Below are 19,247 nucleotides of genomic sequence, written 5' to 3'. Positions count from 1 at the left end.
TTAACGCAAAATAGTGAAATTGACGCCTTTAATGTCGAAATCAGCATAAAAATACCCTGCCAGACTACTTGGCAGGGTAAAAACAGTCCTTTTAATTTATTGCAAGCCCTCTGCAGAAAAATCAGCCCGGAGTTCGGGGAAAGCCGCCATGAGAGTGAACGTTGTCTTGCTGTGCTCCGTTTTCAGGAAGCCATTATAGGTGTTGACCACCTTTTGGATATTCTGAAGGCCTATACCGTGGTACCGGCCGCTTTTTGCAGTGAGATAACGGCCGTCCCCCTGATATAAAATACCGTTATAGGCATTTGTAATCTTAATCAGCAGCTGCCCGTTTACATTTCCTGCCTCCACGCTAATGTACCTGATATCCGGGTTTTCAAGCTTTTTGCAGGCCTCCATGGCGTTTTCCAGTGCGTTACCCAAAACAACGCAAAGGTCACTGTCACTGACGGAAAGCTCTCTGGGAATCCGGCAGGCACATTGAAAGGAAATGCTGTGCTCCTTAACCCGCAAGGAATAATAGCCGAGAATGGAATTTGCCACAGCGTTTTCACAAAACACCGGAAGGGGTGCAGGATCGGCTATCTTTGCATATTCGCTTAAGAAGCGGTTCAGCTCCTCATACCTTCCTTCATCGGACAGGCCTTTGAGGGCATTTACAAAATGACGGATATCATGCCGAACGGCACGGACTTCATTTATCTGTGCACTAAGCCCATCATAGTACTCCGTCTGCATGGCGATCTGCTCCCTTGCCTGGGCCAGACTCGCCGAGGATACTGCAAAATCACGGTATACATTGGCAGCACGGATAGCCGAAATCAAACTGAGTACCATCAAATATGCCGTAAACAGAAGAAGCAGGGACAGGGAAAGGTTAAGGTAGCTGTTACCGTTAATGTAATAACAATCGGTAATCAGTCCCGTAATGGCAAGAATTGCACCCCAGTAAACCAGCATTCCGTACTTTTTCATCCTCTGCCGGTTGCGATAGACCTTAAAAAAACCATAAACCTCTAAGGCAAAGACCAGAAGCGGCAGTAAAACCGTCAGATGCCGGTTATAAAATCCGTGAGGGATGAAAAGGTACAAAAGAAACAATACAGCATAGTAAATTAAAAACACCAGCTTCTCCCGCTGTGTAAACAATATCCCCAGCAGCTCCTGAATGAGAAAAATCAGAAAATAATTAAAGGTAAAGGTAAGGAAAAACATCAGGGGATTTGTAGCTTCGTAGGATAGCCCGAAGAATACTGTATTCTGCCAAAAGCTGTAGAACTCTGTTGTCATCATGATACGAACCAGCACCAAAAAGCCCATAACCGGAAGCCAGATGGAGCGTTTGTTCTCCCGGAAGGACAAAATGTAGATGACAATCAGGACTAAGAAGGAAAACAGGGCCGTTCCGAACAGAATCAGCCGCAGATTGTTCCGGCTGCTGTTTTCTTTCATTACGCTGCCGTAAGCTTTCAGGACGGGAGCCATGTATAGCCCGGAGAAACGGGTGGTCGCCGTCTCAATGATTACCTCATGTTCCTCTCCTTTCGAGAGAGTTTGCGGGTAGAGCTTTGCACTTGTTGTAGTGAATACCTTTTGAGCGGACTTCGAAACGCTCCCGCTTTCAGCAGTAAGTTTACCGTCCAGGAATACCCGGTAGGCACTGCCGAAATCCGGCAGATAAACCGTGACCAGGCAGGAAGCCTTCAATCCTTTCAGTATAAGGCGGTAGCTTGCAGACCCGCCCGCCGGTAGATAGCTTCCATTTATCTGATACCGGGACCAGTAATCCGGCACCCGGATGAGAAAATCCGGTGCGGCCTCCTCCGGTTCGGTGACTAGCAGGCGGTTCCAGTAAAACTCCCATTCCCCGTCCAGAACAAGGCCTTTGCCTAATGAGCCGCGGGCAAGGTCAAGACTGCCCTTCTCCGCCAAAGGAGCGTCGGTCAGATTATGATAAAACAAGGTGTACACCACCGGAAGATGGGAAACTACAATAACAAACAGCAATCCTATCATTAAAAGGGGGCCTGTGCGTCCCGGTTTTTTCATTGCAGCTGTCCTCCGCCCATATGGGAAAACAGGCAGGCATAATACCGTTCCTTTGCTGCCTTCCCGTATTTTCTCGATATGCTGATTACCGTCTGACCGACGCGAAAGTAAGCATCTCCAACCTCCGTTACATAAGACAGGTTTACAAGAAAGCTCTGATGGCATCGGAAAAAGAATTTCTCCGGCAGCTCTCCCAGGATTTCATCCAGTTTTCCATAGCACTGGAGAACAGTTTCGTCTGCCAGATGGAACAGAAGAAGTTTATCCCTGCTTTCGATATACAAAATATCACGGCAGTCCCTATGATATACAGTACCTTTGTACCGAATGCCAAGCTTATATCCGCTCTCCTTCCGAAGCTCATTCAGGGCGCGGCTCAGTACAGCGTAAAGGCGCTCCCTGTCAAATGGTTTGACAATATAATTGAAAGCAAATACCTCGTATGCCTGCTGGTAATGCTCCTTGCTTGACGAAAGAAATATAATTTTAAGTTCCTTCTGTATTCCACGTATCTCCTGAGCTGTCTGAATACCATCAATTCCCGGCATATAGATGTCCAGAAACAGAAGGTCGGCCGTGAAGCTGCCATCCCTTAATTCATCCATCAGCCTTTCCCCCCTGGTAAAGGAGGTTATTTCAAATGAATTATCATAGGCCGAGAGGGCATTTGACAATTGTTCAATATCCTCTGCCGCATCGTCGCAAATCGCAATTTTCACTGGCATACCGCCACCTCTCCTTCGCAGACAAATATCCGTACACCACTGTGACCTCTGCCGGCCCGGTAAAGGATTGATTAACCTTACCTCAGTCTCCGACTACGCCCAGCTTCAGTTACACAGGCTCATTTCATATGTATCACGCTCAATACTTTTTCCTTATTATACTTCCTGGTCCATTAATTTTCAAGTTATGTAAATTTACCCACATTTACTATAACTATAATATTTATCTGACAGTAGTGGTTATCCTTCTTCATTGGATTGTGCGGCATCTTAAGCTGCCAGGGAGAAGATTTTACAGACCGTATAGACTGAGCAGTCATAGGTACTATTTATATTTATAGGACGGATGATAAAGTCCGGTGGGCGGATAAAATTCGTCGGATATGTAATGAAATCCAAGGCGCTCCAAGGCTTTCCCTGAATTTACATTGTGAGGGTTATGCCCTGCAAAAATATCCGTTGCCTGTAACTGCTCAAAAGCATATTGGATAACAGCTTTAGCCCCCTCGTTGGCAAAGCCTTTTCCCCAAAATCTTTCCTTTAAATGAAATCCAATTTCAAATATTCCTTCTTCCAGTTTATAAGGACGCAAGCCGCAGCAGCCAATAAAATCTCCTGTTGCCAATTCGAATACAGGCCAGTATTGGACGCCAAATTTCTTTTGATTTTCGATTTCCAGACCTAATCTCGTCTTAATCTCTTCCTCCGTAAAGGTACCTGATGCACATAGGTACCTTGTTACATTCTTCTCTCCCCATAAGGACCTTGCCAGCTCAATATCCTTTTCTGTCCATTTCGAAAAGCCAATTCTCTCTGATTTTAAAAAGTACATTTCACCACTTCCTTTCCATTATGATTTGCTATAAACTTACCTTTATTATAGGCTATAGCGTGCCAGGTATCAATATCCTGGTATTTTAAAGATACACAGAAAGAAACAGCTCAAAAAATGCCATTGATAATTACGCGGACTGTAACTGTGAAACAGTTAACGAAGGCGTTTTAAAAAGGATAAAAATGGACTATAGGAACGAAACATGCTACAATAAAGCTTACAAAATATGAAATTGAGAGTGGGCTGCCGCAATATATTTTGGTAAAATGTTGAATTATAATAGAATCGAAAATCTATGAAATCTATAATTAGTAGTATAATTATCACAAGGGTTAATACCGGGGGACAAGTATGAAAACAATATCAAACTGTTACAAAGAAAATGGAATAGGCGGACTTTATGATTTCATTCAAGACCAGATTTACGAAATGTATGAAATGTATGATGAACTCTATGCCGAACAGAGTGAAGAGGATGAAGCAGAAATAAATGTGGATATTCCAGATTACCTTACAGATTTTGAAGCGTTTCTGGCGGAAAATTATAATGCATTGTCAAATTATCCACAGACCTTAATTAATGCACTTTACCATAGCTCACTTTTAAAATACCCTGAAATCATCGATTGGTTTGAAGAATTAAAAAAGGAAAGTATGAGTAAACCAATTGAATTATTATGGAGTTTTCCAAAGGAATTTAATTCATATTATATTCGAAAAGGGCATGATGATTTTGCTAAAGGACTAATATATATTGGAGAAAATAGATTTGCTACATCTTCAGAAGACGGTAAGTTAAAAGTATGGGCATTTCAACCAACAGAATGGAAAAACTTTTCACTTAGGCTAGTAAGAGAAATGAAAGCACATGAGGGTTATCCCGTGAATAATCTGGCCTATCATACTGAGAAGAAATGGATTGCAAGCTGCGGAGATGATAATACGGTTAGACTATGGGACAGCGAAACATTTGAAATGATAACTGAATTTTCAGGACATACTGATTATGTCAGCAACGTAATTTTTCGGGACAATTTGCTGTTTTCTGCTTCCAGAGATAAGCGCATTGGTGTTTGGGATATAAACACATTACAAAATATAACTTTTTTAGAAGGACATAGCGACTGGATAGACGCTATGTCAATTTCTCCGGATAAAAAAAGCTTATTTTCTGTCGCTTTGAATAATCAGCTGATAGAATGGGATATTGAACACTTCACCATAAAACACCTGGTGAATGAAGGCGGAAAAAATGTTTATCTTGATATGCCTGGCGAGACTATATCTATTACATTAGAAGCTGATAATTGCATTGGACATAGAAGCAGTCCCCATTGTGCGAATTGGGCATCGGGTAATAAATTATATACTTCTTTATATGAAGTAATTGAGTGGGATTGCAAAAATTGGGATATTCTTCGAACTTTCGCTTATGATACAAATAATATCAATTGTTCTATCATAAAGGATTCTCTTTTAATAACTTTTTCAAAACTGATAAAAATTTACCACTTAGAGACAGGTGAACTGATAAAAGAATATAGGAATCCGGAAGGAAGAGAAATAAGAAAGGCTGTTATTTCAGATGATGAACAGTTTATGATAAGCAGCGATGATAACGGTTATATTACGATTTGGGACTGGAAGGAAATGTTAGAGGGAGAATACAGTTACGGTATAGGTGCCGACATGCATTCTTTTGAAGTTTTCTATAAAGATAAGGAGGACGACTCAGGTGTTGCAGTAAGCGGAGGGTTTGTTTCGGAAGCCGGAATTTGGGATTTAAAGTCCGGAATACTGACAGGTAAAATAGAAGGTTTTAAGGATGCCTTGTCCGGTGCGGTACGCATTGCTAAATTACATAACCGTAGCAGTCAAGTACTCTGTATGCATCAAAAAATAGTGGAGATGCAGTCACCATTTAATCCATTGGATAGAATCGAAATAGAACTTCCTAATGCTATATTCCATCCTGATATTGTGGTAGGAACTAAAAATGGAATTATCTTTGGTACTCAATGCTATCAGCCTTATTACTTTAACCTAAACAATAAGGAAGTTCGTGTTTTTGATGAAAATTACTCCTATGCCAATAAGTTCTCTATTTCACCTGATCAAAGATATGCGTTAGCCCATACTTATCCTCAAAGTTTTGATCACGATGGAATGCCATTTCAAAATCCTTGGAAACCAGTTAGTTCACCCATTGTTCTAATTGATCTGGAAAAAGAGGAACCAATAGGTTTATTTTGGTGTTTATCATTATCATCACTGATTAAGTTACATGAGAAATGGGAAAAAATACAAGATAAACTAAAGAAATTTAAATTGAACTTATTTAATTTAAGAATATTTCGATTAACGTATCCAAGAACTTCAGCCTGGTCCGCTGATAGCAAACTTTTTGCTGCGGGTTTCAACAATGGACAAATCATTATTTGTGATGCAGAAACCAAAAAAAGAGTAAAGAAAATTAAACTGTCGAAAGAAAATTGTATAGTATATTTAGCCTGGCAGAAGAATGGATTACTTATAGCAATGCTATATGATGAAGATAGGATAGTCGAAATTGATCCTAAAAGCGGTAAGATTTTAAAATCTGTTAAAATTCAAGGAAATAAGGTGGTATTTGAAGAATCCCATCAACAAGGAAGATATATCATATGGTCAGATAATAAAATGTTAGGAATTTTTGATACATTAAAATTTGAAATAATATTTGTTATAACTACAAAAGTAATAATTCGCTCTGTTCGAATTGAAAATAATAAACTGCTGATAGGGGGAGATGACGGCTTCTTGTATGGGTATAACATTGAAGGGATCTTATAAAAATTAACGCATGGACAATTCTTTTTCACTATGTCATCTTTTGAAGCACTTATCATTTTTGTAAATAAAATTCCCATAATAATAATGTCCACGCACAGGAACATGCGTGGACAAAACGGGGACATTTTCACCCTATAAGAGTATTTATTTATTAATTAAATCAAGCTTTTCCGCAGCAGAATTTATATTTCTTACCGCTGCCGCAGGGACATGGATCATTTCTTCCAATTTTTTTATCTTTTACAACTGTCTTGGACCTTTTCTGCTCCTGGTAGAGTTCTTTTCTTCTTTCCGGGGATAATAAACTATCCCATACAGGAAGTTCGTAAAGCCATTCTGCCTTTGCTTCAATCATATTGCAGTACAGCTTCTCTTTATCATATCCAAGGTTAACTACAGTTGTTTCTTCCATTTCTTCAATGGGATTTTCCTTAACAAGGCTTTCATTGATGCCATCCAAAAAGCCTGTCATAAGGGATAGGGTAGTACCGTATTTTTCGGCAAGCTCAGCCACTGTTCCCTCTACAACTATCTCAGGTTCTGCAAGGATTTTTTCGTATATTCCCTGTTCCACATTAAAATAATTAGCCCAAAAAAGCTGGCCTTCTTTTTTGTTTGTGTCAAGGGCATAGGCAAAGTCCCTCCACTCTGTTAATAAACTCATTGTTCTACCTTCCTTTAATCATCTTTTGATTCTCTATAGATTTTTTACATAATATTTTTTATTTATGTATAATCTTAGAAATACTGCATCATACTATAGTTAATCTACTTCATAAATGAATTAGATTAACCGGTGCCATCTGAACCGCTGGATCCCCCCTCCAGCAAAAGGATGACCGACTGAGCAGTTCTCTGCCCAGCCAATACCAAAGAAAAGTTAAATACTTATCCTCCCCTTTTTTAAAAGTAAGTCTGCTGCAAAGGCGTAGCAGGCTTACTTTTTTTCCTCATGGCAATGGCGTCATGGGGGTTATATTTTTTCTGAAACCTACATACTCCAAGGTTTTCAGGACTTTGCACGATTTATGGCACAAGGACTATTTTAACATAGAATTTGTTTATACGCAACTTATACGATAGTTTTAATTTTTTATCTGGCTGGTATTCCCTATAACTCGTTGAAGATTTCACAGAAACGCTATGGGAGCGGCAATTCATATGGAGCTGTAAATAATTAAGGAGTCTGCATTTACAGACTCCTATCGTAATTAATTTGCAATATGGTCCTAATACTTTTTAAATTGGAGGCTTTTAATCATTCAACCCTAATTTTTCAGCAAGCCTAACTGTCCTGTCAACATATTCTTCCTTATCTTCCTTTAAAAGAAATCCTAAAGCGATTGTCTCTTCTGCACTTTGATTGACCAAATCCTTATAATGAGAAAGTGTTCCATAAAGACCTTTTAATTTATCAAGTGAAAAGGGATACAATGTACCAAACATTGCGTCATAACTATTATTTTCTCTCACACTATAACTTTTATAGACTCCAACAGGATAATCAAGTGCCGCCATTCGTATCCCGCCTGTCGTATTTCCAAAAGCATCCTTATGGTTCTCATATTTCATTTTTCCACTGGATAACATAACGGTAAGTGCATCAAAATCCTGTGGCTTTGCTGGTACTACATCTATTTTCGGAGCATGTGGCGCAGGTACTCCATCCCTTACCCAACTATACAAATTACGAAATGCTGCGTTGAAAACAAATTCATAGGGTGTATTGAGCGGCTCTCCATCACATCCGCCAAATTTCAGCTCACAGGATGCCTTTTTCGCATCTTCAAAAAGATGCCCTTCATAATACTCAACTATATTATAATAGGAATCATGACTGGTTCCTGCTATCTGGTATGTCCGGAATTTATAATCCGGAAGATCACTGTCTCCTATCCAGTTAGCTCCTCGGTTTTCACTCTCGGTATTGATACATATATATGGTTCTCTTGACATTATAACCCCTCCCTTTGGAATTGTACCATTTCCAAAGAAACCTTCCTGGGTCATTTCATAAGCATTGGTTGGGGCAAGCGCCGAAGCGGCGCCTGCTTCCAGGTACCCATCAAATAATGGTCCATCTACCATATTCTCCTGTCGATAAGAAAATGAATGAATGGTTCTGGACATATAGCTTCCTGATTGCGACCAGCCTGTAAGGTACAGATAGCATTTTCCATAGTGCCTTATTGGATTCAATTCACTAATAGATCGAAGAAGCTTTGCTAAATCTGTTTGCATATCCCAATAAAGTCCTGATTCATACTGTTCCAGAAAGCCAAAAGGACTACTCTCCTCGGGAATCTTTCTTTCAGGCATTGGATTATCCCAATTAATAGCAGCGTACCTTTTTTCATCAAAACGCTTTAAAGCATCTACCACATGTCCTTTACTTGTAATTCCTATGTAGATATCACCATTTCTGGTAAAATACTTCCATGAATTTACCCACATGCGGTCAATATCCATCATAGCAGATGCGTTCAGTATCTCAATAACTACATTTCCGCTGAATTTAATAACATTTCTGGGACGTCGGACAAGCAATCTGGTAGTATACGGAGCATTCTTATAAACAGCCTCTACCTTATGGTCTGCATCTGTTTCGCTGTAAATATCTGCAGTTCCACTCATAAAATATTCATCTTCAATGTATCCTATTTGGTCAAAGTTACATTTTTTTGCAGCTGTTTGAAATGGATAGGAATCCATTGTAACGGGTATCAGCTTCATTGTTTTTATCATATCAAAACTCTCCTTTTTATTGTTATGAATTTCTTTGATACCATACGTAAGTACTTCTCCCTGGATTCTATGAAGAAACATCTGCTGGAAAGTTCAAAGCAAGCTTTGCATAGAAATCCTCCATCGTAAATCTGGAATCTAACGTATGGTAAACACGTATCGGACGATTGTTCTGCTCATGCAGATAATGCATATCCTGCGCAAAAACAGGAGCAGGCTTCCAATCATAATTCATTCGTTCCAATTCTTCCAATAAAACCGTTACTGTCCCCTGGTCGCCTAATCCCCAACTCTCGCCATGGGGCCAGTTCTTATATGCGGCAAGCTTTTTATTGAATTCAACCATTTGTGTAAACAAATAATTGCCAATTTCACCATGGGGCTGAACCCGGTACTGCAGCTCCGCTAAGCTAACCGCAATTTGCTTATAAACATTTATGGGAATTTGCCATAAATGCATCTTTGATTTAAATACAACATTAGCTGCATTGATATCCTGCATAAGATTAAATTCAAAGCCGCCTACCGGCCACTTTCCGCCGCCTATCCATACGGCTGTCATACGGCTGCAAATCTCTGGTTCCTTTAAAATAGCCGATGCGAGGTCAGTTAAGCACCCCTGAAACACAGCAAATAAGGGTTGTTCACTTTCCTTCATCGCTTCTTGAATGATAAAGTCAGCACCTTCAGAAGGGCTTTGGGTATCCTCATCAGCAATAGGGCCTTTTGACCCACGCAATACTTTCAATTTGTATTCCGATTCTAATCCCATTAACCCAAGGACTTTAGATATCTCATCATAACTGGCATCAACGGTATTCCCTTTTCCATATTCCTGTGGATTCAGCTCAAAATGTCCTGCTATTATACCTCTTATGTTAAATTTAGTTGTCATTAGATGATGGGCTAATGCAAATTGGTCGTCTGCTTCATTCTTACAATCCGTATGTATAATCACCCTATATTTTTTATTTTCCGGTACTTCAAATGCATATTGAAACATCTTTGACTTCCTTTCATCCGATACTATTTTTACTATTTACTTTAACCCTTTACTGCTCCAAGCATAATTCCTTTTGAATAATATTTTTGCAGAAACGGAAATAAAACCAAAATTGGTAAAATCGCTATAAAAGCAATTGCCATCTGTATTCCTGTTGACGGAACCTTTGCTATTTCCTGTGCTGCCTGACTGGTGAGGTTGCTATTACTTGTTAAAAATTGCAAATCTGATACCATTTTATTCAGTAAATTCTGAATCGTATAATAGTCTGTTCTCTTGCTGATATAATATAATCCGTTCGTCCAGTCATTCCAGTAAGCCAAGCCTGCAAAGGTCCCCATTGTGACTAAAATCGGCTTGCCCAGTGGAATAACAATTTTTCTGAATACTTGCAGCTGAGAAGCCCCATCAATCTGTGCAGCTTCAAACAAGGTACTTGGAATACTGTTAGCAAAATAAGTTCTAATCATCAGTACACTCATTGCATTCATCAAAAGGTTTGGAAACATCAATCCCCAGACGGTATCCTTTATATGAAATATATTGGTCCACATTATATAAGATGGGATTAACCCTCCATTAAATAACATGGTAAAAAATACAAAAAAATTAAAAACTTTTTTAAAAGGCAAATTACTAAGGGATAAGGGATATGCGAATAAAGCAGCAATTAATATACTTACCGTGGTTCCAACTGCCGTTACCAGGATTGTCATGCTGTAAGCCCGAAGTATCTTTGTTCCGGATTGCAGAATATACGTGTAGGCTTCTAAACTAATCTTCCTTGGAAAGAAGGAATATCCATAGTTCAAGAGGACATCTTCCGAAGTAATGGAGGACATAAATAACAGCAGAAAAGGCAGAATTACACTGATGGTCACCATGATCATTACAACATGGGCAATTATTTGATATGCATTTATTTTTTTCTTTCTCAATTTACGATTCCTCCTTCTAAAATAATGCATTTTCTTTACTGATTCTGCCAACCACAAAATTCGCTACCAGGACCAAAACAAATCCAACGATTGACTGATAGAAGCCTGCTGCACTGGACATTCCAATATTACCCAGTTCCATAAGCCCCCGGTACACATAGGTATCTATTACATTCGTTGTACTATAAAGCATTCCTGAATTTCTTGGTACCTGATAAAACAGTCCAAAATCAGAATAAAAGATGCGTCCCACACTGAGCAGAGTCAGGGTAATAATAGAAGGTGTTAATGACGGCAATGTAATGTATTTTATTTGCTTCCATTTGGATGCTCCATCCAGTTGAGATGCTTCATAATAAGAAGGATCAATGCCGTTAATGGATGATATATAGATTAAGCAGCCATATCCCACACCTTTCCATGTATTTACAAAGACAAGGATAGGCGGCCAATACTTTGGCTCATTGTACCAAAAAATATCTTCTATGCCCAGCATAGGGAGTATGGTTTTATTCACTATTCCATTTTTCATGCTAAAAAATGCAAATACTATGTAGCCTACCACTACCATTGACATTAAAAACGGAAACAGTATTGCACTTTGATATACCTTTTTCGCTTTTTTATTAACAATATCACATATGAAAATAGCAAAGATAATTCCTAATACTGTGTTAATTATAATAAAAGTAAAATTATATAATAAGGTATTTCTGGTAATTATAAAAGCATCCTTGGTGGTAAACAAAAATTTAAAATTACTTAGTCCTGCCCAATTACTTGCCAAAATACCCTTTGAAAAGTCCACTTTTTTAAATGCTATTATTAGCCCAAACATAGGAAGATAGTTATTTATTATTAAATAAATTGTTCCTGGTAACATCATCAAAAAAAGAGGCAGCCACCTTTTTATTTTTGTTATCCTGCTTCTTCTTATCTTATTGGAATATTCCTTCTCATTCATCCTCATGACTCCTTAATTCAATTACTGTGGGCGCCCTTACATAAGACACCCACAGATGTTTACAATCTTAATCTCATTATTTTTTAGAAGCCAGCCATGTATCCAACTGCTCTTGCTTTGTATCCATAACCTTCTGTAAACCGGCATCATACAGAGCTTTATTAAATTGAGGCAGTACTTCATCCGGATCTACAGAGCCTGTATCAAGCGCTTTCAAGAACTGGTTCTTTACATTACTAAGAGCTGTAAGTTCATTAGCAACACTAGCGGAATCATAAATGAAACCAAAGGCAGGGGATTTTGTTGCTGCATTATTAAACTCCTTATATTGCTCCCAAATATCCTCAGGATTACCGTTCCAAATATGCGCAATATACTGGTTTGGTAATTCCCATCCGATATTTAGGTTATATCTTGCATTCGTAGCATCTATTCCATCAGGGAAATCAATTACAGTCTTTGCATCGTTGACAAACTTATAATGTTCCCCTTCAATACCCCAATTTAATAAATTCATGAACTCAGAACTGGTGTAGGCATAATTAAGAAACTGAAATGCCTTCTCTGGGTCCTTGGAATTATGTGCAATACCCCAATTGAATAAATTAACACCACTACTGTATAAATACTCTGCATCTTCAATATAAGCGACCGTCATTTCATGCCCACAATTAATATTTTCCTGTGTCAAAAATCCAGGTTTAATTGGTGAAAAATAGCTAAAAGCGTTTCCAGCCTTTACAAGATTAGCCGATGTTTCAGTTGAAGTTGCGGCGTCTGGCATGATATATCCTGCTTTGTACCAATCTCTCATTAATTGGACTCTCTTCTTATACTCCTCGGTTTCAAAATAGTTCACTACCTTGGTTGGATCTCCCTCACGCATCATTAATACGCCAAAGCCATCAAATAAGGGATCTTTCGTCTCAATCTGGTAAATCATATTATAACCGACCAGCAGATCCATGTTCGGCTCACCTTTATGTATCTTATCATATACAGCCGACATATCATCGTAGGTTTTAAGAGAATTAACATCTATTTTATATTTGTCTGCAATATCCTTTCTCATAACCAAACCAGCTCTTGTCTGGCTCTCTTTATTTGCAGGGAAACCATATAAGAATCCGTTTATCTGCCCACCCATTGCAACATCCTCACCTAGTTGTTTAATGATACCTTGTCCATATTTCTGCACGTAATCATTTAAATTAACTAACTGGCCTGCATCAATATAACTGGCAGCATTTTGGGCATATATAGGAAGTATATCCAAGGTATCACCACCAGCCAGCATAAGCTTTAGCTTATCAGCATAATCGCCGAAGCTAAGCTGTATAATATCGACGGTCATATTCAAATCTCTTAAGGTTATTTTATTAATTTCAGCCTCTACCTTATCCATATCCGGTTGTTCATTACCGATATATGCAAATGTCACATTATAAGGCTTTTCCTGTGATGTTGAAGTAGTTCCTTGATCCGAGGCATCACCGGTGCTGCTTGCTTTGTTGCTCTTCCCCTCATTAGCATTCTGTTTACTGCATGCCCCAAACATGCTAATAACCAAAATCAGTACGATGGTTAACGATAACAATCTTTTCTTCATAAATAACAAATCCTCCTTTATTTTTTTATCAGTATACCCTTACAGCGTTTATTATATAGTAATATGATTTTTGATTCTTTAAATAAATAGATATTCTTTTAATAAAACAAGACATCCTTTACCCTGGCTCTTGTTGTTTTTGTGTTATACTTATATAATGAAGAAAGAGTCAAACAGGTCTTGTCGTCTACGTCAGCATATTATAAGCTAAAGAAAATAGGAGGAAATTTTAAGTACGCATGAAACGCCGTAATACAATTTATCACAAATTAATTGCACTCGTATTAACTGTAGCCCTGCCACTTACATCATTACTTGTAAGCAATTTTTTCTACTCTATTTATCAAGTGCGTGACAAGATTATAGAATCCAACCAAAGTGCCGTAACCTTTTACACTCAGCAGCTTGACTCCACTTTGAATAATACTACCAAATACTTGCTTACCTTAAGTACTACCAATGAGAATTTTGCCAACGTTAATCACTCCAATTTAAATTACCGTTTTCTTGCCTACTACCGCCTCAAGACGGAATTACAAAATCATTTATCCCTTTATAATGTTGATTACTTTTTTTTATATACCCCCAGGTATTCAGAATTTTCATATGTATATGATCCTGCTAAATTAAACTATAAAACTTCTAAAGACATTAAAAATAGTTTATGCAGCATTTATTTCGAACAGGATTCCTCCTATAAATGGAAAATGATAAATATAGACGGCAGGGATTACTTAATTTTTGCCTATCGGACGAAGAATTACTATATAGGCGCCTTGCTAAAGACTGATACACTTGTCTCCTATTTAGAAAGTTTAAAGAATGATGAACAGTATTCCTTTTATATTACTGATCAGGGCGGAAATTCTGATCAATATAAAGATTACTTAAAAGACCAAAATCTTCAACTTATCCCAATCCATAAAAAATATTACATGACAGGAACAAAGAAACAGTTTATAACCATATCACAATGTTCCGGTACCGGTTCCTTTATTCTTTGGGAATTAATACCTAACCGGAACGTACTAGGGTTGCTTGATCAAAAACAAATATTTATATTTCTGCTAACAATGTTTGTACTATTGATACTTCCTGTCACAATGTATTTAATTTTTCATTGGATTTTAACACCTTTGCGATTTCTTTTAATTGGGATTCGGGAACTGGAAGGCGGAAATCTGGACTACAGAATTAAGGCTGATAAGGTATCCGTAGAATTCGATGAAGTGAATCAGGCTTTTAATTCCATGTCGGCTCAGATCACTCATCTCCAGATTCAAGTGTATGAGGAAATGATTGATAAACAGCGAGCGGAATTGAATTTTCTTCAGATGCAAATGAAACCACATTTTTTCCTGAATGCCTTAACCACCGTATCGAATTATGCACATTTAGGCCAGATGGATAATATGTATCAGTTTTTAGCTTATTTTAGTGAACATACCCGATACATGTTCCAAAAAAGTATTTCTACTGTAAGTGTTTGTGAGGAAATTCATCATATTGAAAACTATATATCCATGCAGAATTTACAATATAAGGGCAACATTGTACTCTTCACTTATGTGGAGAATGATTTGGATGACTTTTTCATTCCATGTTTTGCTTTGTCCACACCCGTAGAAAATTGTATCAAGCATGGGATGGCCCCGGGCCGGCCGCTTACTATACTAATAAATGTAAAAGCAATTATGATAAATGGTACAAAAAAAGTGAAAATTACGATTGAAGATGACGGAAAAGGATTTACGGAAGAATATCTCATACATTTTTCTAATCCGGGCTTTGCTGATTCAAATAATCCCAAACATTTAGGTATCCGTAATGTATTGAAAACAATTCAATTAATATATGGAAATGAAGCCTCTCTAAATCTGTCCAACTCAGAGCTGAATGGCGGAAAAGTCACCATACTTATACCACTTCACAATAACTCAATCAGTAAAATATAGTAGGAGGTTATTTATGAATGTTATTTTAATTGATGATGATCACAGTACGGTAGAGATGCTCCAAACTACCATTTCCTGGAATACATTAGGTATAGATAAAATATTAACTGCATATAACATCCAACAAGCAAAGTCTTTGTTTCAGGAAATCGCAATTGACATTATGATATGTGATATAGAAATGCCAAATGGAACTGGAATTGAATTATTAGAATGGCTTCGAAACAGAAACAGTAATGTGAAAACAATATTTCTTACCAATCATGCTGAATTCAATTTTTCTCAACAGGCGATAAAATTAGAAAGTATAGACTTTATACTAAAAATGTCTTCTATAGAAGTAATAGAAGCTGCCCTTCGCCGGGCTGTGAACATTGTAAAAACTATCGAGATAACGAATCGCTATCTGGATTATGGGCATCAATGGGAAAACAGCAGGGGGCTGTTTAGCAATAAATTCTGGCATGATTTATGTATTGGAAAAAAATATACGGAAAAAGCAAAAATCTTATTAGATGCTAAAAAATATGGAATTAATATCGATTTCCATATAAAATCTATAATCATATATATAACAGCCTCCCGGAGTCAGGAAGCATTACAAGATTGGAATCATACAGAGACAGACTTTTGTATGGCAAATATTTCATCTGAAGTTTTGTTTAATGATTCCAACAGTTCCTATATAATCAATCTGGAAAAAGACAATAAAGTGGCTTTAGCTGCAATCTGTCATCCAGGCGTTATTTCTTTCCAAATGGCAGATATCAAAAACATGTGCCAGGAATTATCTGATTTATATAGAAAAATCATGAATTGTCATGTCCATTTTTATATATCAGAGCCTTGTTATTGTGAGCAATTTCCAGATACCTTAATAAAGCTGGAAGAACTAGATAATAACAATGTTGATTCAACACAAATTATTATGTGGAATATGGAGGAATCCTCTAACTACAATTTAATCGAAAAAAATACCAACATAGATTTTGAAGAGCTCTATCCTCTATTATTAACCGGTCAGACTGTCCTTCTTATTTCAAAAGTAAAAGAATTTTTTATGATAGCGCAAGAACAAAAGCTTGGGTCACAATTCACATGTCGTCTTTCCCAGCATTACAATCAGATACTCTATACCGCTATAAAAGAAAAAAATCTGGAATTTAACTGTATTCTTGAAGGTGAGCGAGAACTATTATTGTATAACCATTCGACGAAATCCGTCTATGATTTATTAAAATGGATTACCATATCCGCAACACGTTTTTCAAATGAACTGCAAAATCAAAAGCAGCCTCCATCCGTTATAACGGAAGTAGAAAAGTATATTGATGAGAACTTTCAAAATCGTATAACAAAATCTGAAATTGCTCATTTTGTTTACTTAAACCCAGACTATCTGGCAAAATTTTTTAAAAAAGAAACCGGTATATTATTGTCTGATTATATCAACCAAGTACGAATTGAAAAATCCAAACCTTTACTGAATGATCTGTCAATTTCTCTATCAGATGTATCAGCCATGGTGGGCTTTGATTATTATTCCTATTACTCTACAATTTTTAAAAAAAATGAAGGAATTACCCCAAAGGAATACCGAGCCGGTAATTTATCCAAAATGCCAAGGTATTCCTAGGTTCATGTAGCTGCCATTATTAATTCCAAATACTGCGTATTTGAGCCTGCAGTAAGCTGCTTTGTCGAATTTTATCATATTTTGTAACTTTCGAAAGATTGTTTCATATTATATAATACAATGAACAACAAAAGATGTTCATTGTGTTATATAAATTAGAAAGGTGAAAATTATGGAAGAGAGAAAGTTTGAGCAAATAACACGTTGTGAAGCTATTACAAACCTTATAGATTCCATTGCAAAGGAGGAAGAGGCCATAGCAAAGGTATTAAAAGCAATCGATGAAAAACACCCACACCCTTGTGAAAAAGAGAAAGATGATGACGAACTTAAATTAATAAATGCACTTGCGCGTTTAGAATTTTTAATAACATCTAAGTTATACCTCTTCATCGACTGTGCATGTCCAAAAGATGGATGTGAAGATAAAGAAAGACCATGGCCTAGATAAGAAATAGAGATGCTTTATTATGTATAAAAGAGAATACAAGGATGTAAACACAATTTTGCCAGAGTGAATGCAATACAAAGGTTTGGGGTAACATGTTGTATTCCATTAGTCAAAATGATTTCTTCCCATATTTTTTAAATACGGGAAGAAATCATATATTTAGAAAGCAAATTATTAAACGAATCCATCCGCATAAGGCAATCTGATTAGAATCATTACCAGAGGATAAAGTCGTGATAGGAGTTCGAGATATTATGAAAGGGGGAGAGCTTATGATTAAAATAGAAGCAGCGCAAACATTAACGCTTGAAGACTTGCCTAGTTCTAATGGAATTGTATACGATGGATACTGGTTTTATTTAACTGCTATAGATGAATATAAAATAATAAAATGCGATAAATCCTTTCATCAGATAGATTGTTTTGAGACGTGTAGAAATTATTCTAATCTTTGTTATGATTCAAGTGAACATTGCTTTTGGGCAGCTCAAACTGGTGTTTCATCATTTGTATTCAAGTTAAATCAATTTTTCGAAGAAATAGATACAATTTACATTTCAATACCTAATGTAAAGGAAGATATAATCACAGGGATTTCTTATAATTATTATTCCGATATGCTTTTGCTTACTTATGCTAAATTGGTTGTGACTGTCAAGAAATGTTCTTTAGAGAAGAATATTATCTTTTACAGTAAAAGTCAAGAAATAATAAAAGGTGCAGTTGATATATTGGGAAGCTTTACTGGCTATTGCACTTCAAGTCTCCAGGATAAAATTGAGGTCTACTCTAATTCCAGGAAATTTATTACAGAGGTTATCATTCCTTGTGATCTTAGAGTTGTATCTTTATGTTTAGGCTGCACACAAAAGAATGATAATATTCACATATATATTCTCGCAATTAGAGAGAATGGAGAACAATGTATCTTAAATTACATTGCAACTACTGAGCAAATATCGCACCATGAAAAATGCTGTTCTAATAGATTAAACGCTATTGCTTCAGATGGAGCTAGAATCGCACATATTCTTAACAAAGAAGGTGAAAAATTCAGAGAAGTGATGTCTTCTTCAAATGACAGGGACGAAATCATTTCTGCAAACAGAGCGATTTTAAAAACGATCCATAAAGCAGCAGATATTGAGTTCGATTTATATAATGAATTATTAGAAATAAGAGAATGTTGTACTTTTTGTGATGATTAGGATGTCAGAATGAGTGCTATATTATCCGAGTGGAGGATGCGGACGAAAAGTTGAACTCTAAGAGGAGTCACAAAAATGTATTTAAAATACAAAAGAGAAAAGGCATTGCAACCTTATGACCAGTGTAAATCTGTAAGCAAAGTCATCCAGCAACTGGGATATCCAACTCGAAAAAGGCTGTATGGCTGGATTGCTGATCGCGAGAGAGAGTTTCAGGTTTTGTGTAAACTGTAAAAACTGATATAAAATATGTTGATAGTTATGCAAGGACAGAACGGTTATTTCAAGGTTCTGTCC

14 protein-coding genes are annotated in these 19,247 nt (G+C 37.1%); 5 read left to right on the top strand and 9 right to left on the bottom strand.

The window, feature by feature from the left end:
• Positions 1-96 precede the first annotated feature (96 nt).
• From BUB77_RS09735 to BUB77_RS09725, 3 genes are all read right to left on the bottom strand, one after another.
• Positions 97-2,049, bottom strand: a complete 1,953-nt coding sequence (locus BUB77_RS09735; protein WP_073275294.1) for a sensor histidine kinase — start codon at positions 2,047-2,049, stop codon at positions 97-99.
• On the bottom strand, positions 2,046-2,774 hold the full coding sequence (locus BUB77_RS09730) for a LytR/AlgR family response regulator transcription factor (RefSeq protein ID WP_073275292.1): 729 nt from the start codon (positions 2,772-2,774) through the stop codon (positions 2,046-2,048). Before BUB77_RS09730 ends, BUB77_RS09735 begins: the two co-directional genes overlap by 4 nt.
• 325 nt (positions 2,775-3,099) lie before the next feature.
• The gene (locus tag BUB77_RS09725; protein WP_073275291.1) at positions 3,100-3,606 is read right to left on the bottom strand and encodes a GNAT family N-acetyltransferase; all 507 of its coding nucleotides are present in this window, start codon (positions 3,604-3,606) and stop codon (positions 3,100-3,102) included.
• Between the two features lie 354 nt (positions 3,607-3,960).
• Between BUB77_RS09725 and BUB77_RS09720 the strand changes: the two genes are divergently transcribed.
• Positions 3,961-6,441: a hypothetical protein gene (locus BUB77_RS09720; RefSeq protein WP_073275288.1), complete on the top strand. Its 2,481-nt coding sequence runs from the start codon at positions 3,961-3,963 to the stop codon at positions 6,439-6,441.
• A 160-nt stretch (positions 6,442-6,601) separates the two neighbouring features.
• Here the strand turns inward: BUB77_RS09720 and BUB77_RS09715 are convergent, their stop codons facing one another.
• From BUB77_RS09715 to BUB77_RS09690, 6 genes are all read right to left on the bottom strand, one after another.
• Positions 6,602-7,105: an SEC-C metal-binding domain-containing protein gene (locus tag BUB77_RS09715; protein ID WP_073275286.1), complete on the bottom strand. Its 504-nt coding sequence runs from the start codon at positions 7,103-7,105 to the stop codon at positions 6,602-6,604.
• Between the two features lie 590 nt (positions 7,106-7,695).
• Positions 7,696-9,186, bottom strand: a complete 1,491-nt coding sequence (locus tag BUB77_RS09710; RefSeq protein ID WP_073275284.1) for an alpha/beta hydrolase domain-containing protein — start codon at positions 9,184-9,186, stop codon at positions 7,696-7,698.
• Positions 9,187-9,253: 67 nt separating this feature from the next.
• On the bottom strand, positions 9,254-10,189 hold the full coding sequence (locus BUB77_RS09705) for a nucleoside hydrolase (protein ID WP_073275282.1): 936 nt from the start codon (positions 10,187-10,189) through the stop codon (positions 9,254-9,256).
• A 41-nt stretch (positions 10,190-10,230) separates the two neighbouring features.
• The gene (locus BUB77_RS09700; RefSeq protein WP_242962447.1) at positions 10,231-11,127 is read right to left on the bottom strand and encodes a carbohydrate ABC transporter permease; all 897 of its coding nucleotides are present in this window, start codon (positions 11,125-11,127) and stop codon (positions 10,231-10,233) included.
• A 16-nt stretch (positions 11,128-11,143) separates the two neighbouring features.
• Positions 11,144-12,091, bottom strand: coding sequence for an ABC transporter permease (locus BUB77_RS09695; protein ID WP_073275278.1), 948 nt, complete (start codon positions 12,089-12,091; stop codon positions 11,144-11,146).
• A gap of 76 nt (positions 12,092-12,167) precedes the next feature.
• A complete protein-coding gene (locus BUB77_RS09690; RefSeq protein ID WP_073275276.1) occupies positions 12,168-13,700 on the bottom strand; it encodes an ABC transporter substrate-binding protein in 1,533 nt (510 codons plus the stop codon).
• A gap of 239 nt (positions 13,701-13,939) precedes the next feature.
• On the opposite strand from BUB77_RS09690, the gene BUB77_RS09685 reads away from it, so the two are divergent.
• The 4 genes from BUB77_RS09685 to BUB77_RS09670 all read left to right on the top strand — a co-directional run bounded on the left by BUB77_RS09685 (position 13,940) and on the right by BUB77_RS09670 (position 18,950).
• Positions 13,940-15,655 (top strand): sensor histidine kinase, encoded by a 1,716-nt coding sequence (locus BUB77_RS09685; RefSeq protein ID WP_073275274.1) that lies wholly within the window; start codon positions 13,940-13,942, stop codon positions 15,653-15,655.
• 13 nt (positions 15,656-15,668) lie between these two features.
• On the top strand, positions 15,669-17,291 hold the full coding sequence (locus BUB77_RS09680; protein ID WP_073275272.1) for a response regulator transcription factor: 1,623 nt from the start codon (positions 15,669-15,671) through the stop codon (positions 17,289-17,291).
• A gap of 172 nt (positions 17,292-17,463) precedes the next feature.
• Positions 17,464-17,742, top strand: a complete 279-nt coding sequence (locus BUB77_RS09675; RefSeq protein WP_073275270.1) for a hypothetical protein — start codon at positions 17,464-17,466, stop codon at positions 17,740-17,742.
• Between the two features lie 254 nt (positions 17,743-17,996).
• Complete coding sequence (locus BUB77_RS09670; protein ID WP_073275268.1) at positions 17,997-18,950, top strand: alpha-helical endospore appendage domain-containing protein; 954 nt, start codon at positions 17,997-17,999, stop codon at positions 18,948-18,950.
• Positions 18,951-19,247: the final 297 nt, after the last annotated feature.

Origin of the sequence: Anaerocolumna jejuensis DSM 15929 (assembly GCF_900142215.1) — a bacterium.
GTDB classification, from domain to species: Bacteria; Bacillota; Clostridia; order Lachnospirales; family Lachnospiraceae; genus Anaerocolumna; species Anaerocolumna jejuensis.
This window is presented reverse-complemented; position numbering and strand designations above follow the sequence as displayed.